Below are 26,870 nucleotides of genomic sequence, written 5' to 3' on the forward strand. Positions count from 1 at the left end.
CTGCAAGTAACAGCCTGGGCGGGCCTGATGCGCTGGCCGCTTGCAGCTGTTCTATCCCTACTCGTCGCCCGCCGAGAAGTCATAGTCCATCGATTGGCTGGGGCCTTGCAGGTAGTAACCCTGGATGTAATTGACCCCGGCCTGCCAGAGCGTGGCCAGCACGCTGGCGCTCTCGATAAAGGGCACTATGGTCAGCTTGGCCTGGGCGTGCAGGCTGGCCAGCATGGTCTTCAGCGCCTCCTGGCTCTCTGGGGTGGCCAGGTCCTGGGAGAAGGAGCCGTCAATTTTGACGAAATCGATGTGCAGGTGCTTGAGGGTGTTGAAGGGGTTGATCGCGCAGCCGAACTGGCTGAGCGCCACCTTGCAGTGCAGTTCGCTCAAGCCCAGGGTCAGTGCCTTGGCTTGCTTGAGGTAGGCGATGGCATCCGGCTCGCTGAACTGGAAGGCCAGTGCGTCCGAGGGCAGGCGTGCGGCTTTCAAGGCCACGCTGAGCCACGCCAGCAGGGTCTGGTCCTGCAGGCTTGCGCTCGACAGGTGAACGAAGAGATGGGTGTTGTGGCCCTTGTTGCGGTGGTCGGCGAGCAGCTTGATCGAGTTGAGAATCACCCAGCGGTCGATTTTTTCACCCAGGCCGGCCTCTTTGGCTGCACTGAGGAATTCGTTCGGCGGCACCTCTTCGCCTTGCGGGCTGAGCAGGCGCAGCAAGACTTCGTAGTATTCATGGCTGTCGCCGCGCAGGCTGATGATCGGCTGGAATAGCAGACGGAAGCTGTTGTGCTCCAATGCCTGCTGCACCATGGCGACTATGTTGCCGCGGTTGGCCGCCGCTGCCAGTTCATCGCCAGGGTTGAACAGCTTCAGTGCGTTACCCTGGTCCAGTTCATCGGCGCAGCGTTGGGCGCGGTCGACCACTTCCTGGGCTTTCGGGGTTTTTTCGTTGAGGCCGGCGAGGCCAATCGACAGGGTGCTTTGCGCCGTGCGACCGTTGACATCGAACAGGCTGCTCTCGACCTTTTTCAGCAGACTCGCCAGGCCGGCTTCGGCCTGCTCCGGGGTCTTTCCGGGCTGCAGGACGGTGAATACATCGTCGCCAAAGCGTGCCAGTTGTGCATCGGGGGGGAAGTGGCCGCGCAGCAGGTTGGCCAGGTCGGCGAGCAGCAGGTCGATGCCCGCCAGACCAACTTCTGCCAGCAGGCTGGCATAACGGTCGATACGGATATAGGCCAGGCTGGCTGGCTGGCCGGCATTCACGGCGCGCTCGGCGGCGGCATCCATCAGGCCGAGGAAGTGGCTGCGGTTGTACAGGCCGGTGACCAGATCCTGGCTGCTGATTTCGCGCAGCTTCTCTTCCAGTTCGGCGTTGCCACTTTCCGCGTGGATCACCGCCTGGATACAGGGCTCGCCATCGTAGGTGGCCGGCGAGAAGCTCATGCGCACGGGCACGGTCTGGCCGGTGGCCTGGACGCCGGTACAGGCCAGCTCAATGCTGCCTTCGGCACTCTGGTAGTTTTTCAGGAAGTCTTTGAAGTTGCTTTGGTCGGCACTGGCAATCAGGTCAATCATCGGCATGCCTTCCAGCTCATCGCCATCCTGATAGGCGAAGAGTTCGAGGTAGGCACGGTTGGCATAGATATGCATGCCATCATGGACGTAGGCGATGGCATCGACGGAACTGTCGAGCAGCAACTGGCAGCGTTTCTCCGTCTCGCGCAGGGCCACTTCGGCGGCGCGCCGGGCGCGGCGTTCTTCGAGGTTGGCCAGTTCGCGTTTGGCCACCAGCACCAGGCGCTCGTCTTCGCCTTGCGGCAGCGCATCCTGGGCGCCCAGCGCCAGGGCTTCGGTGATGCTGTCGGAGTCGTTGTCGGCGAGCAGCTGGATGACCGGAATATCTTTCGCCTGGCGGCGAATCGCGTTGATCGCTTCGCCCGGCTCGAGGTGTTCGCTAGTGGGCGCGCAGATCAACAGATCCCAGCTCTGCTGCAGGGCATCGGCCAGGTCATCGCTGGAGGTCAGGCGATGCACGCGCGTGGCACGACCGGCGTTACGGAACAGGCTGACGAGACGCTCGGCCTCGTTCTGCGAGTCTTCGAGAATCAGCAGCCGAATGGTTTTTTTTTCGATGGCCATATCAGGAGTCAAATCTGCGGCGAACGGACGTGAAAAAGCGACAAAAATTGATGTGCCGGCAATCTACAGCGACTTCCATAGTGAGTCAAAGTCTTCCTCCCCGCTGGCGCCTTGGCTGCCTTGGCCTGTGACGGGTTTCTCTGGATCGGCGGATTTCTGTTCGACACTGCGGTATTCGAACTGATTGAAGCTGCCGGTACTGGTTTTTCGCTGGCTGAGTACGGCGCGACGTTCTGTCCCGTTGAGGTTGATCATCACCTTGTTGCCTTCCTGGAAGGGCAGGCGTGGGGTGATCAGGGTGGCGGGTCGGGAGATCGCGCTGATTTCCGGCAGCAGCAGCGTGCGCAGGTATTGACTGTTGTGTTCGGCCTTGCGCAACAGCTGCAGGCCGCAAGATTGTGCGTGCGGGGCGATCAGCTCGATGCCCATCTGTGTGCCGCCGCCACGTACCTGGCGGATCCAGCGCACCACGGCGACGCTCCAGCCCTGCTCCGGCGAGTCCTGGACGCCGAGCAGTTCACCGGCTTGCAGTTGACTGGGCACCTCTTTGGGCCAGGACAGGCAGTAGCCGCCCGGACTGTGGTTGACGATCGGCAGGGCGAAGGTCGGGTAGCTCTCGATGTCGGCGGATTCGGACTGAGTGGCTTCGTTCGAGGGCTTGCTGTACTCGATTTCCTCCAGGAGCATGCCTCCGTTCCAGCTGCTGCTCTTCTGGGTGTCGAAGGCTTTCGACCAGACATCCGGAACGCCTGTGCCGGTGTCGGGGTTGAATACCGCCGTCTGGGGCTCGCTCGGCAGTTGCAGGATCTCGCTGAAGGGGCGCTTGTTGGCCAGGAAAAAATGCAGGGCGCTCATGCCGATGCACAGGGTCAGGGTGCCCTGGCCGTGGCTGCGATTGAAGGTTCGTTCGGAGATGTCGCCCCAGGCGGCGCGCAGGTGTTGCAGCATGTCCGTGCTGAACCCTTCGGGTACCAGCAGGCGCGCCTGGGGGGTATTCTCCGCAGGCAGCACCAGGTACTCCTGAATCGCATCGACCAGTGGATGAGGGTCGATGCCCAGAGCGTTGTGCCGTTCTTTATCCTGAAACAGCGAGGTATAGCGCGGTGGTCCATCCACTTGCGGGGCGACCGCAAACAGGCTCGAGGGGTCATCGCCGGCTTGCAGATTGACCAGTGCGCTCCAGGGTTCGAGAACTTCGGCGAGGCGCGCGATACCGTTCTGACGCATCTGGTTGCAGCGGGCACAGCCGAGCAGCAGGGCGACCACATAGCTCTGCTCGGTGCTCAGGCTCTGAGTGTGGCGGGCCAGCGGATCGCGGATCGCGAGCGTGTGCAGGCGCCGTTCACGGGCTATCTGGTAGATCTGGTGCAGTTCCAGCCAGAGGCCTTCCGGCACGGGGCAGTACAACTGGCTGGCGCGAATCAGCGGGCCGCACAGGCTATGGGTCGCGCGTTGCAGGGCGACGCTCAGGAGTGGATTACGCTCGCCATTATTTTGCGGAGCCAGGCTGGCGATGATCAGTTTGTAACCAACGGCCAGATGGTTCTGCAGGGCTTGGCAGAGATTGGCGACTTTGCGCGGGCGTTCATCGAGGACAATCGCCTGGTTGAGGAAGTGCCGCTCCAGGTGTTTGCAGACGAAGTAAATCTCCGGGCGCAGTAACTCCAGCAATTGCAGACGGTTATCCGACGCGGTGCGCAGCTGGTTGAGCTCGACCAGGGCCTGGTATAGCTGGCGGGCGGTTTCTCCAATATTGGCTTTCGGCAGGTTGGCGATCCAGCGTTTGAGGTCGCGCGGGCTGGCATCGCAGAAAGACAGGGCAGACTTTTGCGGTGTGGGGACGCGGAGCAGTAGGTGGGGACTCTGTTTATCCATCTAGCTTGGATACTCCAACGCCCGTAGTTCAGGCGAGCCGTTCTCTTGATGATAATGTTGCGAACTTTAGCAGTATCTGGCTGAGGCCGCAGCCTTGCATAGGTTGGCTGCTCGGCTGGCGAGGGGGCGCTGCCCGCTCCTCCTGGCCGGCAACGGCATTTATCAGGCGTGCGGCCCGTGCCAGCGGCTTGATGCATGTGCCGTTATGGCGGCAGCAATTGGCCCGCTCCCTGTAAGCCCGACGGGCTGCTAGCTAGCCTGGCTGCTGCCGATACGTTGACCCATCTGCACGCTGCTGTTGGCACTCAGTGTTTCTGCCCAGCTCACCTGATCCGGGCCGAACAATACGATGGCCGTCGAACCCAGTTTGAAGCGACCCAGTTCCGCGCCCTGGTCCAGGGTGATGGGTGCGCGCGCCGCCTGGTCATAGCGGACGCTTTTCAGCAGGCGCTTGGGTGGCGTGACCAAACCGGCCCAGACGGTTTCGATCGAGGCGACGATCATCGCCCCGACCAGTACCACGGCCATCGGCCCGCGCTCGGTGTCGAACAGGCAGACGACCCGCTCGTTGCGGGCGAACAGTTCCGGGACATTTTCCGCGGTGGTCTGGTTGACCGAAAACAGTCGGCCCGGCACGTAGACCATTTCCCGCAGGGTGCCGGCCAGCGGCATGTGCACACGGTGGTAGTCCTTGGGCGACAGATAAATGGTCGCGAATTCGCCGCCCATGAACGGGCTGGCGCGTTCACTGTCGCCACCGAGCAGTTCGAGCGCGCTGAAGCTCTGGCCCTTGGCCTGGAATACCCGGCCGTGCTCGATCTTGCCCAGTTGGCTGACGGCGCCGTCGGCCGGGCTGAGGATTGCGCCCGGGGTGCTGTCGAGCGGGCGTACGCCCTCTTTCAGGGCGCGGGTGAAGAACGCATTGAAGTGCTCGAAGGCGGTAGGGTCTTCGATCTGCGCCTCGCTCATGTCGACCTGGTAGCGCTTGGCGAACCAGGTGATCAGGCGATTCTTGAACCAGGCTGTGCGGCACTCGGCTGCGCAGCCGATCAGGCGTGACAGCAGGTGGTGCGGTAGCAGGTACTGGCTGAGGATGAACAGGCGATCTTTCATGTGTGTTCCTTGGGGATTCGACGGCATGCAGGTGGCAGCTATTTGCTGGCTCAGCGCTCGACCGGGGTGTCGGGATGGTTGCCCCATTCGCCCCAGGAGCCGGCGTAGGCCTTGACCCGCGGATAGCCGAGCGCCTTGGCCACCAGGTAGGTGAAGCCGGAGCGGTGGTGGGTCTGGCAGTGGGTGATGATTTCCTTGTCCGGGCTGATACCGAGGCTAGCGAGTTGCGCGGGCATGTCCTGGCGAATGCGCAAGGCGCGGGCCGGATCCATGCCGGCCGTCCACTCGAAGTTGATTGCACCAGGAATGTGCCCGGCTTTGGCGGCAAAGGCCTTTTCGCCGCGGTACTCGGCGGGTGAGCGGGCATCCCAGATCACCAGGTCGGCGGCGCCCAGGCGGCTTTGCAGGTATTCGCGGCTGGCTGTCGGGCTGTCGTCGAGCGTCAGCTTGAGCGGGCCGGCGCATGCGTCGGGTTGCTCGGTGCTCAGCGGGCGATCTTCGGCCAGCCAGGCCTGCAGGCCGCCGTCGAGGTAGTGGTAATGGCTGTGCCCGATCACATCCAGCAGCCAGATGAAACGCCCGGCCCAGCCGCCGCCCTCATCGTCGTAGACCACGTAGACGGCGTTCGGGTTATGGCCCAGTTCGGCGAATAGCTGTTCGAGTTGGGCGTGTTCCGGCAGCAGGCCGGGTGCCGGGGGCTGGCCCAGTTGAGTGCGTTTGGGGTCGACGAAGCGCGCGCCGGGCAGGTGGCCGGCGGCATAGCGCGCAGCGCTGGTCAGGTCGACCAGAATCAGTTCGGGAGCAGCCAGGCGCGCGGCCAGTTCGGCCGGCTCGATAACCAATGGCAACGCAGCGAAGGCAGTCATGCTGGGCCTCTTTGATGGCAAGTTGTGGCAAGGCGAATAAGAAGGCGGATTGTAGCGGAAAGGCTAGCGCTCACGTTTGGCAAAACTGTCCAGGGCGCGTTGAATGCATTGCGCGGTTTTACCGAAGGCCTGCACGCTGGTGTCGTTGAGTACGGCGCCGGACTGGTCGGCGACTATGACCATCACCACGCGGCCGTTGCTGGCCAGTGAGCGGATCAGCAGATGCTCGCTGGGAAATAGCGCCTTCAGCGAGCCGGGCAGCAGGGCCGAGAACTGCGCAATATTGGCCGGTGTCAGGCGCAGTTGTGCCGGCGCCTGGAGCAGGCGGCGCATTACCTGGCTGTGCTGTGGGTCGATGATGAGCGTATTGGCCGACTTGTCCAGGCCGGTCTGTTGCTGCGCCCGCAGGCGGCTGTGGCTGCGGTCGGCGAGGAGCAGCAGGACCCGCGACATGCCGCAGGTCCGTAGGGCTTGAGTGGTGGTGCTGGTGAGTTGGTCGAGGTTGTGAAACGCGCTCGGCTGGGCGAGCAATTGCACGCAGTGTTGGCGCCATCCATTGTCCGCGGCTGCGGTTGTCTTCGTTGGTGGCGCGGGGGCGTTGTGTTGCAAGCGCCGTGCGCCCCAAGGCCAGAGCAAAGCCTGGGCGGGATGCCAGAGTTCTGCCGTCGCTTGCTGGCGTGCACTCTGCGCCGCGTGCTGGTGAATCTGTTGCTGCACGTTGCTCAGCGGCAGTTGCAGGTAGAGACCGGTCAGATGTTGCCAGCGCAGGCTGTGTGGGCTGTTCCAGGCGTGGTGGGCAGACAGCGCCAGGCCGTTGGCCAGCAGGATGCTGTTGGCTGGCTGGGTCAACCAGCGCCGCAGAGGAATATCGGCATCGAGCATCTGCTGCTGGTGCAGAGGGTGTTGATTGTCGCGGGCGATGTGCAGCGCCTTGACCAACTGACGGCGATCTGCAACCAGCAGGCGGTAACCTTGAATCACCCAGTCCGGCAGGCGCCAGCGCTCGGCCAATGCCAGGCACAGGGCGAGCAGGGGGACGCCGAGCAGATCCCGCTCGACATTGGCGGCCGGCTCGGCGCGAGCCAGTACGCGTTGCTCCCATTGCTCGAACAGCTCGGGGTGGGCTGCCAGTAGCGACCAGATAGGCGCGAGAAACAACAGGCTGCCCCAGTGGATCTCCTGCCAGAGCCGCGCCAGGCGCCCACTGAACAAACCGCTGGCTTGCTGCGCGGCGTGTTGGCTGATCAGTTGGATCTGCCGCAGCGCCAGGGGGATTTCGGCGAGGGGGCGAGCGGGTTGGCGTTTGACCAGCTCCAGGGTGCGCTGCAGGCCCAGTCGGCTGAGTGCGCTTTCCAGGCTTTCTGCGCAGGTGCTGAAACTGCCTGCCTGTCGATTGGCCTCCCGTAACACGCAGAGGGCCAGGGTAGGGCTTGCCTGCATCAGCTCTGCAATTTCACGCAGCGAACGGCGGCTATCGGACAGGGCGCGACAGACATTTTGGTGGTTTTCGACAGGCACCGGCAACAAGTGCTTGTCCAGCCGTTCGAGCCAGTCTTCGAGGGTGCGCGGTAAGGGTTTGGAGGTGGGCATCTGTGCTTAGCCATGCTGGCTTTTAGACTTAACTGGCTATAGTCTCGCGCATAAGTTCCGATAAATAGAAGGGTTGTTTTGCATAACCCTCACTCCAGGCTCTGGCAAGTTTCCTCTCTATGGCAAAAATCATTGGCATCATCGTTGTAATTGCTAGCGTGCTCGGCGGCTTCATTCTGTCCGGCGGCCAGTTCATGGCGCTGGTGCATCCCTTTGAAGTATTGATCATCGGCGGCGCCGCGTTGGGGGCTTTTCTGCAGGCCAACCCGGGCAGCATGTTCATGCGCGTGTTCAAGAAATCCTTGAGCATGTTCAGCTCGCGTTTCAGTCACGCCTACTACCTGGACGTGCTGAAGCTGGTCTACGAGATCCTCAACAAGAGCCGGCGCGAAGGCATGATGGCCATCGAGGCCGACATCGAGGAGCCTTCGGCCAGTCCGATTTTCAGCAAGTACCCGGCGATCCTCAAGGATGAGCGGATGATCGCCTATATCTGCGATTACCTGCGCATCATGTCCTCCGGCAATATGGCGCCCCATGAGCTGGAAGGCTTGTTCGACATGGAGATCGCCAGCCTCAAGGAGGAGCTGGAGCATCCCTCTCATGCCGTGGCCAAGGTCGCCGATGCCATGCCGGCCATGGGGATCGTCGCCGCAGTGCTGGGCATCGTGCTCACCATGTCGATCCTCGCCGAAGCCGATAACGCGCAGATCGGCGAGAAGGTGGGCACGGCGCTGGTCGGCACCTTCCTCGGCATTCTCGCCTCCTATGGCTTCTTCGGTCCCCTGTCCGCGGCGCTGGAGCATGACGCCAAGGAAGAGGTCAACGTATTCGAAGCGATCAAGGCCGGCCTGGTCGCTTCGGCGTCCGGCATGCCGCCGTCGCTGGCCGTCGAATTCTCGCGCAAGGTGCTCTACCCGGCCCATCGCCCGAGTTTTTCCGAGCTCGAGCAGGCGATGCGCGGAAACTAACGAAAAATGGACAACAATCAGCCGATCATCGTCAAGCGGGTCAAGAAGGTTGCCGCCGGCCACCATGGTGGTGCCTGGAAAATCGCCTTTGCCGACTTCGCCACGGCGATGATGGCGTTCTTCCTGGTGATGTGGCTGATGTCCGTGGCTACTCCCGAGCAGAAGAAGTTGATCTCCGGTTACTTCAAGGATCCGATCGGCTTTTCCGAAAGCGCCAGTCCCTTCGTCATTGACCTCGGCGGCTCTCCCACGCCGGCGCCGGATCGCACGCTCAATCAGCAGGTCGACGATCAGACCGAGGGCGAGGAGGTCGAGATCGAGCCGGCGCAACCCGACCCCGCGCAGGCCGACGGCAAGGCCGAGGAAGTGGAGCGCGAACGCCTCGAGCTGTTGCTGCAGGAGCTGCAGAACAAGGTCGAGGAGAACCCGCAGCTACAGCGCTTCAAGGATCAGATTCTGTTCGAGATCACCCAGGATGGCTTGCGTATCCAGATCATGGACGCCGAGAACCGGCCGATGTTCGGTAGCGGCAGTGCACGCTTGCAGCCGTATTTCGAGGACATTCTGCTGGCCCTGGCCGACACCATCAGGGCGGTGCCGAACAAAATCAGCGTCAGTGGCCACACCGATGCCAAGCCGTTTGCCGGTGACGGCGAGTTCGGTAACTGGGAGCTCTCGGCGAATCGGGCCAATGCCGCTCGGCGCGCCCTGATCGCCGGTGGTTATGACGAGGCGCAGGTGGCCCGGGTGGTTGGCTATGCGTCGTCGGCGTTGTTCGATCGAGACGACCCGCTGAACCCGGTCAACCGGCGTATCGACATCGTCGTGTTGACGAAGAAGGCGCAGCGCGCCATCGAGGGCGAGCAGGATGGCGCTGCCGACCCAGAGTCTGAGGGTGCTGAGGGTGCTGCAGCGCAGCCGCCCGCCGCGGATCCAGCCGGGCCGGATGAAGTGCGCGAGCGCTTGAATATTTTCGAGGACGGGGTCTTGCAGTTCGATCAACCGAGCGAATGAGTCGCAGGTCGTACGCCCCAGGCCGCGAGTGATCGCGGCCTGGTCGTTTCAGCGCTTGTGAAAATATCGAGCGCGAGTTTTTTACATGCTCTCAGTAGTCCGCTTCGGGCAGGCTGGCGAGGATGTGCCGGTAGCTGGCCATCCGTTGTGGCTGGATGCGCCCGTCTTCCAGGGCCTTGAGCAGGGCGCAGCCAGGCTCGCGGTCATGCTTGCAGTCGCGAAAGCGGCACTGGCCGATCAGGTCGTTGAACTCGATGAACCCCGCTTCGACATCCGCGCGGCTGACATGCACCAGGCCGAATTCGCGGATGCCGGGTGAGTCGACCAGTTCGCCGCCGCCGGGGAAGTGGAACAGGCGTGCGGTGGTGGTGGTGTGGGTGCCCTTGCCGGTCAGTTCCGACAGCGGTCCGACCCGGGTGTCCACGCCTGGCAGCAGGCTGTTGACCAGCGATGACTTGCCAACCCCGGACTGGCCGACGAAGACGCTGACGTGGCCGTCGAGCTGCTGTTTGAGCTGCTCCATGCCGTCGCCCTGATGGGCCGAGACTTCCTGCACGGGATAGCCGAGCTGGCGATAGACGCCGAGCAGCACGTTCAGCGCCACGGCGTTCTGCTCGTCGATCAGGTCGGCCTTGTTCAGCAGCAGCAAGGGGCGAATGCCGGCGTGTTCGGCGGCCACCAGATAGCGGTCGATCAGGTTGGCGTGGGGCTCGGGCAGCGGGGCGAAGACAATGACGATCAGGTCGACGTTGGCCGCCACCGGCTTCAGCTGGCCGCGGGTATCCGGGCGGCACAGTTCGGTTTTGCGTGGCAGTTGCGCGACTATGACGCCGATGCCCTGGTTGCCGGCACGCCAGACCACGCGATCGCCGGTGACCATGGCGGGCAGGTTGGCGCGCAGGTGACAGCGAAACACCTGGCCGGCCAGCTCGCCGTCCTGAGCTTCGACTTCGACCTGTACGCCGAAGTGGGCGATCACCAGGCCGATCTGCTCCGGGCCGAGGTCGCCACCCTCCAGGGTTTGCACGGCCTGCGACTCGCGCTTGGCCGCGCGGGCGGCGCGTTCGCCCTGAATTTTGTCGATGCGCCAGCTTTGCCGGCGGTTGAGTTGGCGTTTGGCCATGAAAGTTCCGAGGTTGACTTGCGGTGAAATCCGCCAGGGAGTCTAGCACGCGGCACATGCCGACTCGCGCTGCTGCGTTGCAAGCTGTCGAGGGTTGGTGCCGAGGGTTAGACTGCGGCGCAGTGGCGACAGGTAGATAGAGGCGATAAATGGTTGCGCGTGTACCGATGATTGCTCGAGTGGCCGGCCGCTATCCGGCCCTGCTGGCGTTGCTGGCGCAGTTGTGCGCGGCGCTGCTGGTGGGCGGGCTGATCGTTGTGGCGGTGCAGTTCTCGAGCTGGCGCCCCAGCGGTTTGGCCGCCGGTTTGCTCCTTGGCCTGTTGGCGGCGGGTTTCGGTCGCTGGTTCGGTCTGTCGCCTTGGTGGTGGTGGTTGAACCTGGGGTTCGTCCCGGCGCTGCTGCTGTTGAGTGGCGCGGCGCTGCCGTCCTGGGTGTTTTTAGTCGGCTTCCTGCTGCTGTTGCTGGGCAACTGGAACAGTGTCGGCGAGCGGGTACCGTTGTATCTGACCGGGGCGCGCAGTCGCCAGCAACTGGCCGGGCTGCTCGTTGGGCAACCGGCCGATTTTCGTTTCGTCGATCTCGGTTGTGGCCCAGCGGGAACCTTGCTCTGGCTGGCGCGGCGCTTTCCCCAGGCGCAGTTCGTCGGGGTGGAGACCGCGCCCTTGCCGTTCGTCATCGCCTGGCTGCGCGCCTTGCCGCAGCGCAACTGTCGGATCCGCTATGAAAATCTCTGGCGCACCGATCTGGCGCAATTCGATGTGGTCTATTGTTTTCTCTCGCCCGCGCCGATGGCGGCGCTCTGGGCCAAGGCCGTGGCGCAGATGGCCGACGGCGCCTGGCTGGTCAGCAACAGCTTCGAGGTGCCCGGGGTGCCGGCCGATCAGCAGGTCGAGCTGCATGACTGGCGCCGCTCGCGCCTGCTGTTATGGCGGATGCCGGGCGTTGCTCGGGCGTGAGCGTGCGTGGCGAAGGCAAGTCCGCCGGTTCGCGGGCGGGTTTATTCGCTAAACTGCCGCTATCAGCCGAGGAGTAGAGCATGCAGAACCCGCAGAATCTGATCTGGATCGACCTGGAAATGACCGGGCTCGATCCAGAAAAGGACGTGATCATCGAAATGGCCACGATCATTACCGATAGCGAGCTCAATGTCCTGGCCGAAGGGCCGGTGATTGCGGTGCATCAGAGTGACGAGGCGCTTGCCGGGATGGATGAATGGAATACCCGCACCCATGGCGAAAGTGGCCTGGTCAGGCGGGTGCGTGAGAGCACGATCAGCCAGGCCGAGGCCGAGGCGCAGACCATCGCCTTTCTCGAACAGTGGGTGCCCAGGGGCCAGTCGCCGATCTGCGGCAACAGCATCGGTCAGGATCGGCGTTTTCTCTATCGCTACATGCCGGACCTGGAAGCCTATTTCCACTACCGCTATCTGGATGTCTCGACCCTGAAGATCCTCGCCGAACGCTGGGCACCGAAACTCAAGGAGGGCTTCCAGAAAAAAGCCAGTCACCAGGCGCTGGACGATATTCGCGAATCCATCGCCGAACTCCAGTACTACCGCGAGCACTTCATCAAGGTCTGAGCCTTGGTTTAGGGTGCGCCGCGTTCGGCGTGACGTGCCAGTGCCCACTCGACATGCTCGCGCACCAGCGCCGAGGGGTGTTCGCGGCGCGCTTGCAGTGCCTCGAGCACCGGGATGCTCGAGGGCGCATTGCCCAGGCCGACGGCCAGGTTGCGCAGCCAGCGCTCGTAGCCGGCACGGCGCAGCGGCGAGCCTTCGGTGCGGCTGAGGAATTCCTCTTCGCTCCAGCGGAACAGTGCGGCCAGCTCGGCGTTGTCCAGTTGATGGCGCGGCTGGAAGTCGGCCTGCTCGGTAGGGCGGGCGAAGCGGTTCCACGGGCAGACCAGCTGACAGTCGTCGCAGCCGAACACGCGGTTGCCGATCGGTGCGCGCAGCTCTTCGGGGATCGCGCCTTTCAGTTCGATGGTCAGGTAGGAAATGCAGCGTCGCGCATCCAGCAGGTAAGGGCCGACAAAAGCCCCGGTCGGACAGATGTCCAGGCACGCGGTGCAGCGCCCGCAGTGTTCGCTGGTGTGCGGCGCATCGACCGGTAGCGGCAGATCGACGAACAGCTCGCCAAGAAAGAAGTAGCTGCCGGCGCCGCGGTTGAGCACCAAGGTGTTCTTGCCGATCCAGCCGAGTCCGGCCTGTTCGGCGATGGCTTTTTCCAGTACCGGCGCGCTGTCGACGAAGGCGCGGTAGCCGAACGGGCCGATCTGCTGCTGGATGCGCTCGGCCAGTTGTTGCAGGCGCTTGCGGATCAGCTTGTGGTAATCGCGGCCCAGGGCGTAGCGCGACACATAGGCTTTCTCCGGTTCGCTCAGGCGCTGGGCCATCTGGGTGTCACCGGGCAGGTAGTCCATGCGCAGCGAGACCACCCGCAGGGTGCCGGGCACCAGCTGCTCGGGGTGCGAGCGTTTGCTGCCGTGGGCGGCCATGTAGTCCATCTCGCCCTGGTAGCCGGCATCCAGCCAGCGTTGCAGATGCGCCTCGTGCTCGCTCAGGTTCAGCCCGGCAATGCCGACCTGCTGAAAGCCCAGCTCGCGGCCCCAGTCCTTGATCGACTGGGCGAGGGCGGCGAGATCGAGTGCGACAGTTGTCATATGGGGCGGGTAACCGGGACGGAGGTAGGTATAATTCTGCCAGACATCGGAGCCGACGCATGCCGCAATCGCCAGACAATCTTCCCCTCGCCTTATATAGCGCCGCCCAGGTGCGCGAGCTGGATGCGCGCCTGATCGCCGCCGGTACCCCGGGTTTCGAGCTGATGAGCCGCGCCGCCCATGCCATCTGGCGGGCGCTGCGCCGCCGCTGGCCGGATGTCGGGGTGCTTACGGTGCTGGCCGGACGCGGTAACAATGCCGGTGACGGCTACCTGGTGGCGGCTCTGGCGCTGCGTGCCGGCTGGCGCGTGCAACTGCTGGCTGTGGGCGATCCGGCGCAGCTGCAGGGCGATGCGGCGCAGGCGCGCGATGAGGCGCAGGCCGCAGGCGTGACTGTCCAGTCCTGGAGCGAGTGCGCCGAGCTGAGCGGGGTGGTGCTCGATGCGCTGCTCGGCACCGGCCTCAGCGGCGCGGTGCGCGAACCCTATGCCCAGGCGATTCGCCTGCTCAACGCTAGCGCTCTGCCGGTAGTGGCTGTGGATATTCCCTCGGGCCTGTGCGCCGACAGCGGTCAGGTGCTGGGCGTGGCCGTGCGTGCGCAGCTGACGGTGACCCTGATCGGCCTGAAGCTCGGGCTGTTCACCGGGGTGGCGGCGGACTGGGTGGGCGAGCTGGTATTCGATGACCTGCAGGCCGAGCCGGCGCTGGTCGCTGCGCAGGCTTGCGTGGCCCAGCGCCTGGCGGGGGCGCATGTGCCGCGCTTGCCGGGCCGGCCGCGCACCGTGCACAAGGGGCAGTTGGGCCATGTGCTGGTGGTCGGCGGCGATCGCGGTTTTGCCGGCGCCGCCCTGTTGGCGGCGCAGAGTGCTTTGCGCAGCGGCGCCGGGATGGTTTCCCTGGCGACCCGCGCCGAGCACCTGGCAGCGGCGCAGGCACGCGTGCCCGAGGTGATGAGCGCCGCCGTGGCCTCGGCCAATCAGCTGCTGGCGCTGGGCGCCGCGGCCAGCGTCTGGGTGGTCGGGCCGGGTCTGGGGCAGGGGGCCTGGGGCCGCAGCCTGCTGTCGGTTGCATCTATCTCGGGGGCGCCGCAGGTATGGGATGCCGATGCCTTGAACCTGCTGGCCAGGGGCGCGGTCAAGATGCCGGCTGGCGGCGTGATCACCCCGCATCCGGGTGAAGCCGCGCGCTTGCTGGGTATCAGCGCCGCCGCTGTGCAGGCCGATCGCCCGGCAGCGGCGCGAGCTCTGGCCCGGCGCTATCAGGCGGTGTGCGTGCTCAAGGGCGCGGGCACCCTGCTGGCCGATTCTGCCGGGCAGCTGTTGCTTTGCGATCGCGGTCACCCGGTAATGGCCGGCGCCGGTCTGGGCGATGTGCTGGCGGGCCTGATTGGTGCATTGCTGGCCCAGGGCCTACCGGCGATGGCTGCGGCCAGTCTGGCGGTCTGGCTGCATGCACGTGCCGGCGAGCGCCTGGCCGAGCAGGGCTGTGGGTTGGCGGCAAGCGATCTGTGCGCCGCCATTCGTCAATTGTTGCGGGAGCAGTCTGTTTGTTCGAGTTAGAGCTGTATGCCGCCGATGAAGCGGCGATGCTGGCCCTGGGCGCGCGTATCGCCGAGGTGAGTGGCGGGCGTGGGGTGATCTATCTGCATGGTGACCTGGGGGCGGGGAAAACCACCCTGTCGCGCGGGATCATTCGCGGTCTGGGCCATGCCGGGGCGGTGAAGAGTCCGACCTTCACCCTGGTCGAGCCATACGAGTTCGATGCGGTTCGGGTGTTTCATTTCGACCTGTATCGCCTGGTCGACCCGGAGGAATTGGAGTACCTGGGTATACGCGACTACTTCGAGGGCGATGCCTTGTGCCTAGTCGAGTGGCCAGAGCGCGGCGCAGGCGTTTTGCCAAAGGCCGACATGGACATTACCATTACCGCGCAAGCGTCCGGCCGCTCCCTGCATTTGCAGGCGCAAGGTGAGCGTGGCGAAACCTGGTGTGCCGCTTTGGCCGCCGGGGCATGATCAAAACAAAATGGGGTCGGGTATGCGCATAGGCGCGCGTTTCATCGTGGTTGGAGTGGTGCTGGCGGCGCTGGCTGTCGAGGTTATTGCCGCTTCGGATGTGCGCAGCGTCAGGCTGTGGCGGGCGCCGGACAACACGCGTCTGGTGTTCGATCTGTCCGGTCCGGTGCAGCACAGTGTCTTTACCCTCACTGCGCCCAACCGGATCGTCATCGATGTCAGTGGCGCCAAGCTGGCGACCGGTTTCGATAATCTGGCGTTGAGCAATACGCCGATTACGGGTGTGCGTTCGGCGCAACGTACGGCCGAAGAGCTGCGCGTGGTAATCGATTTGTCGGCACAGGTCACGCCGAAGAGTTTCGTCCTGGCGCCCAACCAGCAATACGGCCATCGCCTGGTGGTCGATCTGTTCGATCAGGAGGCGGGTGCCGCCCCCGGTCTGCCCGCAACCCAGGTGGCCAGCGCGCCGCCGGTGCCGGTCACACCGACTCAGGCGCCACCCAAGCTGACCCCGGTGCCCAGCGGCAAGCGCGATATCGTTATCGCCATCGATGCCGGTCACGGCGGCGAAGACCCGGGCGCGCTGTCGCCGGTCAAGGGGCGGTTCGAGAAGCACGTGACCCTGGCGATCGCCAAGGAGCTGCAGCGCCAGGTCAACGCCGAGAAGGGCTTTCGCGGTGAGCTGGTGCGCACCGGCGACTATTTCATCCCGTTGCGCAAACGTACCGATATCGCGCGCAAGAAGGGTGCCGATCTGTTCGTCTCGATTCATGCCGATGCGGCGCCGCGGGCGTCGGCCTTTGGTGCCTCGGTGTATGCCCTGTCGGATCGCGGTGCCACCTCGGAAACTGCGCGCTGGTTGGCCGACTCGGAGAACCAGTCGGACCTGATCGGCGGCGCCGGCAATGTCAGCCTGGACGACAAGGACCGCATGCTGGCCGGGGTGTTGCTGGATCTGTCGATGACCGCGTCGCTGTCGTCCAGCTTGAATGTCGGCAACAAGGTGCTGAGCAATATGGGGCGGATCACGCCGCTGCATAAGCGCCGGGTCGAGCAGGCCGGCTTCATGGTGCTCAAATCGCCGGATATGCCGTCGATCCTGGTCGAGACCGGATTCATCTCCAACCCCAATGAGGCGCGCAAACTGGCCAGCGCCGGTCACCAGCAGGCGCTGGCTCGCTCTATCGTGACTGGCGTGCGGCAGTTTTTTCAGCAGAACCCGCCGCCCGGCAGCTACCTCGCCTGGCAGCGCGACAATGGCAAGATTGTTCAGGGGCCGCGCGAGCATGTGGTCAGCTCCGGCGAGAGCCTGGCGTTGATCGCGCTGCGTTACCAGGTCAGCCTTGGCGCCCTGCGCAGTGCCAATTCGCTGCGCTCCGACGTGATCAAGGTCGGCCAGACCCTGCAGATTCCGGCCACTGCGCTGGCGGTTCAGCCATGAGTAGTGAAGCGCGTATCCAGTTGCTGAGCCCGCGCCTGGCCAACCAGATCGCTGCCGGCGAGGTGGTCGAGCGGCCTGCCTCGGTGATCAAGGAATTGCTCGAGAACAGCCTGGACTCCGGCGCCAAGCGTATCGAGGTGGATATCGAGCAGGGCGGGGTCAAGCTGCTGCGGGTGCGAGACGACGGCGGTGGCATCGCTGCGGACGATCTGCCGCTGGCGTTGGCCCGGCATGCCACCAGCAAGATTCGTGAGCTCGAGGATCTCGAGCAGGTCATGAGCCTGGGGTTTCGCGGCGAGGCCCTGGCCTCGATCAGCTCGGTCGCGCGCCTGACCCTGACCTCGCGCACGGCCGATGCCGAACAGGCCTGGCAGGTGGAAACCGAAGGTCGCGACATGCAGCCGCGCGTGCAGCCGGCGGCGCACCCGGTGGGCACCTCGGTGGAGGTGCGCGACCTGTTCTTCAATACCCCGGCGCGGCGCAAGTTTCTCAAGACCGAAAAAACCGAATTCGATCACCTGCAGGAAGTCATCAAGCGCCTGGCGCTGGCGCGTTTCGATGTGGCCTTTCACCTGCGCCATAACGGCAAGACCGTGCTTGGCCTGCACGAGGCGCATGACGATGTCAGTCGTGCGCGGCGGGTGGCGTCGGTCTGCGGGGCTGCCTTTCTCGAGCAGGCGTTGCCCATCGAGGTCGAGCGCAATGGCTTGCGCCTGTGGGGTTGGGTCGGTTTGCCGACCTTCTCGCGCAGCCAGGCCGATCTGCAGTATTTCTTCGTCAACGGGCGCACGGTGCGCGACAAGCTGGTCGCCCATGCGGTGCGCCAGGCCTATCGCGACGTGCTGTTCAATGGCCGTCATCCGACCTTCGTGCTGTTTCTGGAAATCGACCCCGCGGTGGTCGATGTCAACGTGCACCCGACCAAGCACGAAGTACGCTTTCGCGACGGGCGCATGGTCCATGACTTCCTCTACGGCACCTTGCATCGCGCCCTGGGCGACGTGCGGCCGGAGGATCAGCTGGCCGCACCGGCAGCGGTGGGCGGCATGCTGGCACCGACGGGGCAGGCGGCCGGCGAGTTCGGTGCGCAGGGCGAGATCGGCCTGGCGGCCAGTTTGCTCGAGCCGACGCCGAGCGAGTCGGTCTGGCGCTCGCCGGGAGCCGGTTATCAGGGCCAGCGGTCGCAGGCAGGAGTGCCTGCGGCCGAGGCGCAGGGCACCTACCGCGAGTTCTTTTCACCGCTGCCGGCGAGCCCGGTTGGTTTGCCTGAGGCCCAGGGCGATGTGCCGCCGCTCGGTTATGCCATCGCCCAGCTCAAGGGCGTGTATATCCTCGCCGAGAATGTGCCGGGCCTGGTGCTGGTCGACATGCACGCGGCGCACGAGCGGATTACCTATGAACGGCTGAAGATCGCCATGGCCAGCGAAGGCTTGCGCGGCCAGCCACTGCTGGTGCCTGAGTCGCTGGCTGTCAGCCAGCGCGAGGCCGATTGCGCCGAGGAGCATGCGGCCTGGTTCCAGCGCCTGGGCTTCGAATTGCAGCGTCTGGGGCCGGAAAGCCTGGCGATCCGGCAGATTCCCGCGCTGCTCAAGCAGGCCGAGGCCAATCGGTTGGTGGCGGATGTGCTGGCCGATCTGCTCGAGTACGGCACCAGTGACCGGATCCAGGCGCACCTCAACGAGTTGCTCGGGACCATGGCCTGTCACGGGGCGATACGCGCCAATCGGCGCCTGACCCTGCCGGAAATGAATGCTCTGCTGCGCGACATGGAACACACCGAGCGCAGCGGCCAGTGCAACCATGGTCGGCCGACCTGGACCCAGTTGGGCATGGATGATCTGGATAAGCTGTTCCTGCGTGGTCGCTGACCGGGCTGCGGGCGATTGGCGTTACACTGATTAGCTTGTGAAAAAACGCTCGCGACAGCGCTCGATATTTTCACAACCTCTGAGAATTATTGACGATGTCCGAACGCCTGCCCCCCGCCATTTTCCTGATGGGTCCCACCGCTGCCGGCAAGACCGATCTGGCCCTCGAGCTGGCGCGGGTGCTGCCGTGCGAGCTGATCAGTGTCGATTCGGCCTTGGTCTATCGCGGCATGGACATCGGTACCGCCAAACCCGATAAAGCCACTCTGGCCGAGTTTCCCCATCGCCTGATCGACATTCGTGACCCGGCCGAGAGCTATTCGGCTGCCGAGTTTCGTGCCGACGCCCTGGCGGCGATGGCCGAGATCAGCGCGCGCGGGCGCATCCCGCTGCTGGTCGGCGGCACCATGCTGTATTACAAGGCACTGCTCGAGGGCCTGGCCGATATGCCCGGCGCCGATCCGCAGGTGCGCGCCGAGCTGGAGGCGCGTGCCCAGGCCGAAGGCTGGGGGGCTCTGCACCGCGAGTTGCAGGCGGTCGACCCCGAGTCCGCTGCGCGCATCCATCCCAATGACCCGCAGCGCCTGGTTAGGGCGCTGGAGGTCTACCGTGTCAGTGGTCTGACCATGACCGCGCACCGTCAGCGTCAGGTTGAGCAAAATCATGTTATGGGCGCGTCCGGTGCGGGACAATTCCCATATACTGTCGCCCACTTGGCCATTGCTCCGGCGCAGCGCCAGCTGTTGCATGCGCGAATTGCACAAAGATTTCAGTTGATGTTGGAACAGGGCTTTGTCGAGGAGGTCGAAGGCCTGCGGCAGAGAAGTGACCTGCATGCGGGGTTGCCGTCTATACGAGCGGTGGGTTATCGCCAGGTGTGGGATTTTCTGGAAGGTAACCTGAGTGAGGCGCAGATGCGCGAGCGCGGCATCATCGCCACGCGGCAGTTGGCCAAAAGACAGTTTACCTGGTTGCGCAGTTGGGCCGGTGTGCACTGGCTGGATAGCCTGGCTTGTGACAATTTGCCGCGCGCCTTGAAATACCTGGCGGCGGACTCCATATTGACCTGAGACCTTGCCATTGGCCGTCTATCCTTGGGGGTACGGCGGTCTGAAGTTGTTTATTGCATTACTAAAATTATTAATTATTGATTTTTCAAAGGAGTACGACCCATGTCAAAAGGGCATTCGCTACAAGACCCTTACCTGAATACCCTGCGTAAGGAACGCGTCCCGGTTTCCATCTATCTGGTCAACGGCATCAAGCTGCAAGGTCAGATCGAATCCTTCGACCAGTTCGTGATTTTGCTGAAAAACACTGTCAGCCAGATGGTCTACAAGCACGCTATCTCCACTGTGGTGCCAAGCCGCCCGGTGCGTTTGCCGAGCGTTTCCGAGACTGAGCTGGCTGAAGCCGAGCCGGGCAACGCCTGATCTAGGAGGTCGTATTGTTCTTCGAGCGCCATGAAGGGGGTGAGCGGGCTGTCCTGGTTCATCTGGACGGTCAAGACTCCGCGTCGCGCGAAGATCCGCAAGAGTTTCAGGAGCTGGCCATCTCGGCCGGCGCCGATGCGGTGGCCTTTCTTAGCGTGCCGAGTAGCCGGCTGACGGCGAAATACCTGATTGGCAGTGGCAAGGTCGAGGAGTTGCGCGACCAGGTCAAGGTTCTCGAGGCTGATCTGGTGATCTTCAATCACGTCCTCACGCCTAGCCAGGAGCGCAACCTCGAGCGGGTTTTCGAGTGCCGGGTGCTGGATCGAACCGGTCTTATTCTTGATATTTTCGCCCAGCGCGCGCGCACTCATGAAGGCAAGCTGCAGGTCGAACTGGCCCAGCTGGATCACCTGAGTACCCGGCTGGTGCGTGGCTGGACCCACTTGGAGCGGCAGAAAGGCGGTATCGGTCTGCGCGGTCCGGGTGAGACTCAGCTGGAAACCGACCGTCGTCTGCTGCGGGTACGCATTCGCCAGATCAAGCAGAAACTGGAGAAGGTGCGCAGCCAGCGCGAGCAGGCCCGGCGCGGTCGCAGGCGCGCGGATATCCCGTCGGTTTCCCTGGTCGGCTATACCAACGCCGGCAAGTCGACCCTGTTCAATAACTTGACCGAATCCGATGTCTACGCCGCCGATCAGCTGTTCGCCACCCTGGATCCGACCCTGCGGCGGTTGGAGCTGGACGATCTGGGGCCGGTGGTGTTGGCCGATACGGTGGGCTTTATCCGTCACCTGCCGCATAAATTGGTCGAAGCCTTCCGCGCGACCCTGGAAGAATCGAGCAATTCCGACTTGCTCCTGCATGTGATCGATGCGCATGAACCTGAGCGTGATCAGCAGATCGAGCAGGTCATGGCCGTGCTGGGCGAGATCGGCGCGCACGAGTTGCCCATGCTCGAGGTCTACAACAAGCTGGATCTGCTCGAAGGGGTTGAGCCGCAAATTCAGCGCGATGCCGACGGCAAGCCGCAGCGGGTCTGGTTGTCTGCCCGTGACGGGCGTGGCCTGCCATTGTTGAAGCAGGCCATTGCCGAGTTGTTGGGTGATGACCTGTTTATCGCTACATTGCAGTTACCGCAGCGCCTGGCGCGGCTGCGCGCACAGTTTTTTGCCCTGGGTGCGGTGCAGAGCGAGGAACATGCCGAGGATGGCAGCAGTTTGTTGGCAGTACGTCTGCCGCGGATCGAGTTGAATCGACTGGTCACCCGGGCAGGGTTGAAACCGTTGGAATTTATCGAGCAACACACTTTGCAATAAAGCCTGCGACAGTGGCTTTGCCGCTGATGGCTGGCATTCGGTAGCATTGGTCGGCGCGCCGTGGGTGCGTCTTTGCTTTATTTGATGGAGAGCGCTATGGCTTGGAATGAGCCGGGTGGCAACTCGAACAATCAGGATCCTTGGGGCGGCCGCAAAGGCGGTGATCGCAAGGGGCCGCCGGATCTCGACGAGGCCTTCCGCAAGCTGCAGGAAAGCCTCAACGGGCTGTTCGGTGGCGGTAAGAAACGTGGCAGTGACGACGGTGCTGGTAAAGGCGGTGGTTTCGGGCTGCTCTTTATCGGTTTGGGTGTGCTCGCGGCCGTTTGGCTGTACAGCGCGATCTATGTGATCGATGAGCAGGAGCAGGCCGTGGTGCTGCGTTTCGGCAAATACTACGAAACCGTAGGGCCGGGCCTGAACATCTACTTCCCGCCGATCGATCGCAAGTTCCAGGAGAACGTCACCCGCGAGCGCGCCTACAGCAAGCAGGGGCAGATGCTCACCGAGGACGAGAACATCATCGAAGTGCCACTGACCGTGCAGTACAAGATCAGCAATCTGCAGGATTTCGTGCTCAACGTCGACATGCCAGAAGTGAGTCTGCAGCACGCCACCGACAGCGCCGTGCGCCATGTGGTCGGCTCGACCGAGATGGATCAGGTGCTGACCGAAGGTCGCGAGCTGATGGCCAGCGAGGTCAAGGATCGTTTGCAGCGTTTCCTCGATACTTATCGCACCGGCATCAATGTCACTCAGGTCAACTTGCAGAGTGCGGCGGCGCCGCGCGAAGTGCAGGAGGCTTTCGATGACGTGATCCGTGCCCGTGAAGACGAGCAGCGCGAGAAGAATCAGGCGGAAACCTACGCCAACGGCGTGGTGCCGGAGGCGCGTGGTCAGGCTCAGCGCTTGATCGAGGACGCCAGTGGTTACCGCGATGAAGTGGTTTCCCGTGCAACGGGTGAGGCGGATCGCTTCACTGCGTTGGTGGCCGAGTACCGCAAGGCGCCGGAGGTCACGCGTGAACGTTTATACCTGGATACCATGCAGGAACTGATGAGCAATACCAGCAAGGTGTTGGTGACTGGCGACAAGGGGCAGAACAATCTGCTCTACCTGCCGCTGGACAAGATGATCGACGGTCGCAGCAGTGCCGGCGCTAGTGCCATCTCGGGTGCAGGTGCTGGTGAACTTGGTGCGCGCGTGGGCAGCGATTCACGCCAGATTGAGCTGCGTACAAGGGAGAGCCGCTGATGAGCAATAAATCGCTGATCGCCCTGATTGTTGGCGTAGTGCTGGCGCTGGTTGCCTGGAACAGCTTCTACATAGTGGCGCAAACCGAGCGGGCGGTGCTGTTGCAGTTCGGCCGAATCGTCGAGCCGGACGTGCAGCCGGGCCTGCATGTGAAGATTCCTTACGTCAATCAGGTGCGCAAGTTCGATGCACGCCTGCTGACTCTGGACTCCTCCAGCTCACGCTTCCTTACCCTGGAGAAGAAAGCGCTGATGGTCGATGCCTTCGCCAAGTGGCGGGTGCTCGATGCCGAGCGTTACTACACCGCGACTTCGGGTATCAAGCAGATCGCCGACGAGCGTCTGTCGCGACGCCTGGAGGCTTCGCTGCGTGACCAGTTCGGTAAGCGCACGCTGCACGAGTCGGTGTCCGGTGAGCGTGATGCGTTGATGGCGGACGTTACAGCGTCGCTCAACCGTGCCGCCCAGCAGGAACTGGGTATCGAGGTGGTGGACGTGCGGGTCAAGGGCATCGACCTGCCGAAAGAGGTCAACCGCAGCGTGTTCGATCGCATGGGCTCCGAGCGTGAGCGTGAGGCGCGCGAGCATCGGGCCAAGGGTCGGGAGCTGGCCGAGGGGATTCGTGCCGATGCCGATCGTCAACGTCGCGTGCTGCTGGCCGATGCCTACCGCCAGGCTGAAGAGCTGCGCGGTGATGGCGATGCCCAGGCGGCGGCCATCTACTCCAAGGCGTATGGCCAGGATCAGGAGTTCTACTCGTTCTATCGCAGCCTGAAGGCTTACCGCGAGAGCTTCGCGGATAAGCGTGATGTGCTGGTGCTTGATCCGAGCAGTGACTTCTTCCGTTATCTGGAGAAGTCCAAGCCTTGACCTTTACCCCGGTGGGCGCGAGCCGTCCGCCGGGGTGACCGTTGAGGAAAACGTGGTATCATGCGGCAGCCGGGAAAATCCCGGCTTTTTTGCGTCTGTGGGTATCATGTGGCAGGAATTGGGCATTGCGTTTTGTCTCTTGCTGGTCCTGGAAGGCATCCTGCCCTTCCTTTATCCGCGCCTTTGGCGTGGGGCAGTCGCACAGCTTGCACGGCTGTCGGATCGACGACTGCGACTGATGGGGCTGACCAGCATGTTGCTGGGTACAGCTCTCCTTTATCTGCTTCACTGAAGGCTTGTGCCGCCCGGTTCAAGAGGGGAATGGCGAAATGGCAACGGTAGACCGCTGGCTACTGCCAGATGGCATCGAAGAAGTACTGCCGCCGGAAGCGGCGCGCATTGAAGTCGCGCGCCGTCAGGTGCTGGATCTGTTCCAGCGCTGGGGCTATGAATTCGTGGTGACGCCGCATATCGAATACCTGGAATCGCTGCTGACCGGCGCGGGCCGGGATCTGGATCTGCGCACCTTCAAGGTAACCGACCCGTTGTCGGGTCGGCAGATGGGCTTTCGTGCCGATATCACGCCGCAAGTGGCGCGAATCGATGCGCACACCCTGCGCCGCGAAGGGCCGAGCCGGCTGTGCTATGCCGGCAGCGTGGTGCATGCTCAGCCGCGCGCGCTGACCACCTCGCGCAGCCCGATCCAGTTGGGCGCCGAGTTGTATGGCGATGCCAGTCCGGCCAGTGATGTGGAGGTTATCAGCCTGCTGGTGGATACCCTGGAGCTGGCACAGGTGCCCGACATTCACATGGATCTCGGTCATGTCGGTATCTACCGTGGCCTGGCGCGTGCTGCCGGTTTGTCTGGTGAGGTCGAGCAGCAACTGTTCGACGCGATGCAGCGCAAGGCCATGGATGAGATTGTGCTGCTGACCGAGGCCTTGCCGGCTGCGCCGTGCAAGATGCTGCGGGCTCTGGCCGAACTCTGTGGCGGTCGTGAGGTGCTGGACCTGGCACAGGCTTGCCTGGTCGAGGCGCCGGACGATGTGCATGCTGCGCTGGATGACTTGCTGGCGATTGCCGATGCGCTGAGTCTGCGTTATCCGGAGTTGCCGTTGTACTTCGATCTGGGTGAGTTGCGCGGTTATCGCTATCACACCGGTGTAGTGTTTGCGGCCTTTGTGCCAGGTGTCGGTCAGTCGATAGCCCAGGGCGGCCGCTATGACGATATAGGCGCGGATTTCGGTCGGGCGCGCCCGGCGACGGGGTTCTCCACCGATCTGAAAACCCTGGTCAGTCTCGGGCGGATGCCGCTCGGTGAACTGCCGGCGGGCATCTGGGCGCCGGATCATCATGATCTGTACCTGTGGCGTGCGGTGCAGCGCCTGCGTGGTGAAGGCGAACGTGTGGTGCAGGCTCTGCCTGGACAGGCGTTGGCCGATGCGCACGAGGTGGGCTGTGATCGTCAATTATTGCTGAGTGATGGCCGCTGGCAGGTGACGCCGTTGGCCGGTTGAGCTGACTGGTCGGCCGCGGGCTGCTTTCCGTCAATGGGTTGCCCGGACAGGCCGTCCAAACTGGCCGTCCCGACCGGCCGTCCCAAATTGTTTCCGCCGGCTGAGGTCGGCATCAAGCTTGCGCGAAGAGGACAAGTGTTATGGGTAAGAATGTCGTAGTCCTGGGCACCCAATGGGGTGATGAGGGCAAGGGCAAGATCGTCGACCTGCTCACCGAACAGGCGGCAGCTGTCGTGCGCTACCAGGGTGGCCATAATGCCGGTCATACCCTGGTGATCGACGGCGAAAAAACCGTCTTGCACCTGATCCCTTCGGGCATCCTGCGCGAGAATGTCCAATGCCTGATCGGCAATGGGGTGGTGGTCGCCCCCGACGCACTGATGCGTGAAATCATCAAGCTGGAGGAAAAGGGCGTGCCTGTGCGCGAGCGGCTGCGTATCAGTCCTTCCTGCCCGCTGATCCTGCCCTATCACGTGGCCCTGGATCAGGCGCGCGAGAAGGCCCGTGGCGATCTCAAGATCGGTACCACCGGTCGCGGCATCGGCCCGGCTTACGAAGACAAGGTGGCGCGTCGCGGTCTGCGTATTGGCGACCTGTTCCACCGCGAGCGTTTCGCCGCCAAGCTGGGCGAGCTGCTGGATTACCACAACTTCGTGCTGCAGAACTATTACAAGGAGCCGGCCGTCGATTTCCAGAAGACTCTGGACGAGTGCATGGAATACGCCGAGCTGCTCAAGCCGATGATGGCCGATGTGACCGCCGTGCTGCACGAGATGCGTCGCGAGTCCAAGGACATCATGTTCGAGGGCGCCCAGGGTTCGCTGCTGGACATCGACCACGGTACCTACCCCTACGTCACCAGCTCCAACACCACTGCCGGCGGTATTGCCACCGGTTCGGGTTTCGGTCCGATGTACCTGGATTACATCCTTGGCATCACCAAGGCCTATACCACGCGCGTTGGCGCGGGGCCGTTCCCGACTGAGCTGTTCGATGAGACCGGTGCTTTTCTCGCCAAGCGCGGTCATGAGTTCGGTTCCACTACCGGTCGTGCCCGTCGTTGCGGCTGGTTCGATGCGGTGATCCTGCGTCGCGCGATCGAAATCAACAGCATTTCCGGTCTGTGTCTGACCAAGCTCGATGTGCTCGATGGTCTCGAGACCATTCGGATCTGCGTCGGCTACAAGGATCAGTACGGCGAGGTGCTGGTCGATGCGCCGACCGATGCCGACAGCTACCTGGGTCTGCAGCCGGTATATGAAGAGCTGCCGGGCTGGAGCGAGTCGACCCTGGGTGCCAAGACCCTGGACGAACTGCCGGCCAGTGCACGTGCCTACATCAAGCGCGTGGAAGAGCTGGTTGGTGCGCCTGTCGACATCATCTCCACGGGCCCGGATCGCAACGAGACCATCGTGTTGCGTCACCCGTTCGCCTGAGAGCTTGTGAGCCGTACAGCAAAGGGTCGCCATGGGCGGCCCTTTGTCGTTTTGCGGCGATGGCTTCAGCTTTTTGTTTTGCGGCCGATCATTGGTTACAAGCTGTTCTGACTTGGAAAGGAGTGGAGTCGTGTCCGCCATGTTCGCATTGCTGCACAGCCGTTTGTTGCGTCCGGTATTCATTGCCCTGGGCGTGGCCATGCTGGTGCAGGTATTCCTGGCCGTGTGGTTGACCCGCACGACTGTCGATGATCTGGTCGCCGACCTGGCGACGCGCCTGGAGGCCGATAGCCAGCGTCTGGGCGGTGAGTTGGGCGCTGCCGAGCGTGAGGTGGTGCAGAACTTGGCTGCGCTCTCGGCCAATACCCGTGAGAGCCTCGCCGCG

At 63.4% G+C, this 26,870-nt stretch carries 23 protein-coding genes; 16 read left to right on the top strand and 7 right to left on the bottom strand.

Features of this window, described 5'->3' with window-relative positions:
• Positions 1 to 57: 57 nt before the first annotated feature.
• The 5 genes from R3355_RS17380 to R3355_RS17400 form a co-directional block, all read right to left on the bottom strand.
• A complete protein-coding gene (locus R3355_RS17380) occupies positions 58 to 2,127 on the bottom strand; it encodes an EAL domain-containing protein (protein ID WP_318962330.1) in 2,070 nt (689 codons plus the stop codon).
• A 63-nt stretch (positions 2,128 to 2,190) separates the two neighbouring features.
• Positions 2,191 to 4,002, bottom strand: a complete 1,812-nt coding sequence (locus R3355_RS17385) for a molecular chaperone (protein WP_318962331.1) — start codon at positions 4,000 to 4,002, stop codon at positions 2,191 to 2,193.
• Between the two features lie 249 nt (positions 4,003 to 4,251).
• A complete protein-coding gene (gene asd, locus R3355_RS17390) occupies positions 4,252 to 5,115 on the bottom strand; it encodes an archaetidylserine decarboxylase (RefSeq protein ID WP_318962332.1) in 864 nt (287 codons plus the stop codon).
• Positions 5,116 to 5,165: 50 nt separating this feature from the next.
• Entirely contained in the window at positions 5,166 to 5,981 is an 816-nt protein-coding gene (locus R3355_RS17395) for a rhodanese-like domain-containing protein (RefSeq protein ID WP_318962333.1), read from the bottom strand.
• 63 nt (positions 5,982 to 6,044) lie between these two features.
• On the bottom strand, positions 6,045 to 7,571 hold the full coding sequence (locus tag R3355_RS17400; RefSeq protein WP_318962334.1) for an HDOD domain-containing protein: 1,527 nt from the start codon (positions 7,569 to 7,571) through the stop codon (positions 6,045 to 6,047).
• Positions 7,572 to 7,690: 119 nt separating this feature from the next.
• Here R3355_RS17400 and motA point away from each other — a divergent pair, with 119 nt between their 5' ends.
• Together motA and motB are read left to right on the top strand one after the other, a co-directional pair.
• The gene (gene motA, locus R3355_RS17405) at positions 7,691 to 8,542 is read left to right on the top strand and encodes a flagellar motor stator protein MotA (RefSeq protein WP_318962336.1); all 852 of its coding nucleotides are present in this window, start codon (positions 7,691 to 7,693) and stop codon (positions 8,540 to 8,542) included.
• Between the two features lie 6 nt (positions 8,543 to 8,548).
• Positions 8,549 to 9,556, top strand: coding sequence for a flagellar motor protein MotB (motB, locus tag R3355_RS17410; RefSeq protein ID WP_318962338.1), 1,008 nt, complete (start codon positions 8,549 to 8,551; stop codon positions 9,554 to 9,556).
• Positions 9,557 to 9,647: 91 nt separating this feature from the next.
• Here the strand turns inward: motB and rsgA are convergent, their stop codons facing one another.
• Positions 9,648 to 10,679: a small ribosomal subunit biogenesis GTPase RsgA gene (gene rsgA, locus R3355_RS17415; protein WP_318962339.1), complete on the bottom strand. Its 1,032-nt coding sequence runs from the start codon at positions 10,677 to 10,679 to the stop codon at positions 9,648 to 9,650.
• A gap of 149 nt (positions 10,680 to 10,828) precedes the next feature.
• Between rsgA and R3355_RS17420 the strand changes: the two genes are divergently transcribed.
• Both R3355_RS17420 and orn read left to right on the top strand, forming a co-directional pair.
• Entirely contained in the window at positions 10,829 to 11,635 is an 807-nt protein-coding gene (locus R3355_RS17420) for a class I SAM-dependent methyltransferase (protein WP_318962340.1), read from the top strand.
• 80 nt (positions 11,636 to 11,715) lie between these two features.
• On the top strand, positions 11,716 to 12,258 hold the full coding sequence (orn, locus tag R3355_RS17425; protein WP_318962341.1) for an oligoribonuclease: 543 nt from the start codon (positions 11,716 to 11,718) through the stop codon (positions 12,256 to 12,258).
• 8 nt (positions 12,259 to 12,266) lie between these two features.
• Here the strand turns inward: orn and queG are convergent, their stop codons facing one another.
• Positions 12,267 to 13,340 (bottom strand): tRNA epoxyqueuosine(34) reductase QueG, encoded by a 1,074-nt coding sequence (gene queG, locus R3355_RS17430; RefSeq protein WP_318962343.1) that lies wholly within the window; start codon positions 13,338 to 13,340, stop codon positions 12,267 to 12,269.
• 59 nt (positions 13,341 to 13,399) lie between these two features.
• On the opposite strand from queG, the gene R3355_RS17435 reads away from it, so the two are divergent.
• The 12 genes from R3355_RS17435 to R3355_RS17490 all read left to right on the top strand — a co-directional run bounded on the left by R3355_RS17435 (position 13,400) and on the right by R3355_RS17490 (position 26,485).
• The gene (locus tag R3355_RS17435) at positions 13,400 to 14,899 is read left to right on the top strand and encodes an NAD(P)H-hydrate dehydratase (RefSeq protein WP_318962345.1); all 1,500 of its coding nucleotides are present in this window, start codon (positions 13,400 to 13,402) and stop codon (positions 14,897 to 14,899) included.
• Positions 14,887 to 15,354, top strand: a complete 468-nt coding sequence (tsaE, locus tag R3355_RS17440) for a tRNA (adenosine(37)-N6)-threonylcarbamoyltransferase complex ATPase subunit type 1 TsaE (protein ID WP_318962347.1) — start codon at positions 14,887 to 14,889, stop codon at positions 15,352 to 15,354. Before R3355_RS17435 ends, tsaE begins: the two co-directional genes overlap by 13 nt.
• Before the next feature lie 10 nt (positions 15,355 to 15,364).
• Positions 15,365 to 16,795 carry an N-acetylmuramoyl-L-alanine amidase gene (locus R3355_RS17445; protein WP_413243531.1) on the top strand — a complete coding sequence of 477 codons (1,431 nt, stop codon included), beginning with the start codon at positions 15,365 to 15,367 and terminating at the stop codon, positions 16,793 to 16,795.
• Positions 16,792 to 18,663: a DNA mismatch repair endonuclease MutL gene (gene mutL, locus R3355_RS17450; protein WP_318962350.1), complete on the top strand. Its 1,872-nt coding sequence runs from the start codon at positions 16,792 to 16,794 to the stop codon at positions 18,661 to 18,663. The genes R3355_RS17445 and mutL overlap by 4 nt, the downstream gene beginning before the upstream one ends.
• Positions 18,664 to 18,758: 95 nt before the next feature.
• Positions 18,759 to 19,733, top strand: coding sequence for a tRNA (adenosine(37)-N6)-dimethylallyltransferase MiaA (miaA, locus tag R3355_RS17455; protein WP_318962351.1), 975 nt, complete (start codon positions 18,759 to 18,761; stop codon positions 19,731 to 19,733).
• A gap of 102 nt (positions 19,734 to 19,835) precedes the next feature.
• Complete coding sequence (gene hfq / locus R3355_RS17460; protein ID WP_090501586.1) at positions 19,836 to 20,096, top strand: RNA chaperone Hfq; 261 nt, start codon at positions 19,836 to 19,838, stop codon at positions 20,094 to 20,096.
• A gap of 14 nt (positions 20,097 to 20,110) precedes the next feature.
• Positions 20,111 to 21,412: a ribosome rescue GTPase HflX gene (gene hflX, locus R3355_RS17465; RefSeq protein ID WP_318947208.1), complete on the top strand. Its 1,302-nt coding sequence runs from the start codon at positions 20,111 to 20,113 to the stop codon at positions 21,410 to 21,412.
• 96 nt (positions 21,413 to 21,508) lie between these two features.
• The gene (hflK, locus tag R3355_RS17470) at positions 21,509 to 22,663 is read left to right on the top strand and encodes an FtsH protease activity modulator HflK (protein WP_318962352.1); all 1,155 of its coding nucleotides are present in this window, start codon (positions 21,509 to 21,511) and stop codon (positions 22,661 to 22,663) included.
• A complete protein-coding gene (gene hflC, locus R3355_RS17475; RefSeq protein ID WP_318948313.1) occupies positions 22,663 to 23,532 on the top strand; it encodes a protease modulator HflC in 870 nt (289 codons plus the stop codon). The genes hflK and hflC overlap by 1 nt, the downstream gene beginning before the upstream one ends.
• Before the next feature lie 106 nt (positions 23,533 to 23,638).
• A complete protein-coding gene (locus R3355_RS17480) occupies positions 23,639 to 23,824 on the top strand; it encodes a DUF2065 domain-containing protein (RefSeq protein WP_318962445.1) in 186 nt (61 codons plus the stop codon).
• A gap of 37 nt (positions 23,825 to 23,861) precedes the next feature.
• Positions 23,862 to 25,049, top strand: coding sequence for an ATP phosphoribosyltransferase regulatory subunit (locus tag R3355_RS17485; protein ID WP_318962353.1), 1,188 nt, complete (start codon positions 23,862 to 23,864; stop codon positions 25,047 to 25,049).
• Between the two features lie 140 nt (positions 25,050 to 25,189).
• A complete protein-coding gene (locus R3355_RS17490; RefSeq protein WP_318948316.1) occupies positions 25,190 to 26,485 on the top strand; it encodes an adenylosuccinate synthase in 1,296 nt (431 codons plus the stop codon).
• Positions 26,486 to 26,870 lie beyond the last annotated feature (385 nt).

Source organism: Pseudomonas sp., assembly GCF_033723075.1.
Classification (GTDB): Bacteria; Pseudomonadota; Gammaproteobacteria; order Pseudomonadales; family Pseudomonadaceae; genus Aquipseudomonas.

What these genes read in the sequence shown, in the direction of transcription:
- R3355_RS17380 (WP_318962330.1), bottom strand. Translation starts at nt 2,127, where the DNA reads ATGGCCATCGAAAAAAAAACCATTCGGCTGCTGATTCTCGAAGACTCG.
- R3355_RS17385 (WP_318962331.1), bottom strand. Translation starts at nt 4,002, where the DNA reads ATGGATAAACAGAGTCCCCACCTACTGCTCCGCGTCCCCACACCGCAA.
- asd (WP_318962332.1), bottom strand. Translation starts at nt 5,115, where the DNA reads ATGAAAGATCGCCTGTTCATCCTCAGCCAGTACCTGCTACCGCACCAC.
- R3355_RS17395 (WP_318962333.1), bottom strand. Translation starts at nt 5,981, where the DNA reads ATGACTGCCTTCGCTGCGTTGCCATTGGTTATCGAGCCGGCCGAACTG.
- R3355_RS17400 (WP_318962334.1), bottom strand. Translation starts at nt 7,571, where the DNA reads ATGCCCACCTCCAAACCCTTACCGCGCACCCTCGAAGACTGGCTCGAA.
- motA (WP_318962336.1), top strand. Translation starts at nt 7,691, where the DNA reads ATGGCAAAAATCATTGGCATCATCGTTGTAATTGCTAGCGTGCTCGGC.
- motB (WP_318962338.1), top strand. Translation starts at nt 8,549, where the DNA reads ATGGACAACAATCAGCCGATCATCGTCAAGCGGGTCAAGAAGGTTGCC.
- rsgA (WP_318962339.1), bottom strand. Translation starts at nt 10,679, where the DNA reads ATGGCCAAACGCCAACTCAACCGCCGGCAAAGCTGGCGCATCGACAAA.
- R3355_RS17420 (WP_318962340.1), top strand. Translation starts at nt 10,829, where the DNA reads ATGGTTGCGCGTGTACCGATGATTGCTCGAGTGGCCGGCCGCTATCCG.
- orn (WP_318962341.1), top strand. Translation starts at nt 11,716, where the DNA reads ATGCAGAACCCGCAGAATCTGATCTGGATCGACCTGGAAATGACCGGG.
- queG (WP_318962343.1), bottom strand. Translation starts at nt 13,340, where the DNA reads ATGACAACTGTCGCACTCGATCTCGCCGCCCTCGCCCAGTCGATCAAG.
- R3355_RS17435 (WP_318962345.1), top strand. Translation starts at nt 13,400, where the DNA reads ATGCCGCAATCGCCAGACAATCTTCCCCTCGCCTTATATAGCGCCGCC.
- R3355_RS17445 (WP_413243531.1), top strand. Translation starts at nt 15,365, where the DNA reads ATGGGGTCGGGTATGCGCATAGGCGCGCGTTTCATCGTGGTTGGAGTG.
- mutL (WP_318962350.1), top strand. Translation starts at nt 16,792, where the DNA reads ATGAGTAGTGAAGCGCGTATCCAGTTGCTGAGCCCGCGCCTGGCCAAC.
- miaA (WP_318962351.1), top strand. Translation starts at nt 18,759, where the DNA reads ATGTCCGAACGCCTGCCCCCCGCCATTTTCCTGATGGGTCCCACCGCT.
- hfq (WP_090501586.1), top strand. Translation starts at nt 19,836, where the DNA reads ATGTCAAAAGGGCATTCGCTACAAGACCCTTACCTGAATACCCTGCGT.
- hflK (WP_318962352.1), top strand. Translation starts at nt 21,509, where the DNA reads ATGGCTTGGAATGAGCCGGGTGGCAACTCGAACAATCAGGATCCTTGG.
- hflC (WP_318948313.1), top strand. Translation starts at nt 22,663, where the DNA reads ATGAGCAATAAATCGCTGATCGCCCTGATTGTTGGCGTAGTGCTGGCG.
- R3355_RS17480 (WP_318962445.1), top strand. Translation starts at nt 23,639, where the DNA reads ATGTGGCAGGAATTGGGCATTGCGTTTTGTCTCTTGCTGGTCCTGGAA.
- R3355_RS17485 (WP_318962353.1), top strand. Translation starts at nt 23,862, where the DNA reads ATGGCAACGGTAGACCGCTGGCTACTGCCAGATGGCATCGAAGAAGTA.
- R3355_RS17490 (WP_318948316.1), top strand. Translation starts at nt 25,190, where the DNA reads ATGGGTAAGAATGTCGTAGTCCTGGGCACCCAATGGGGTGATGAGGGC.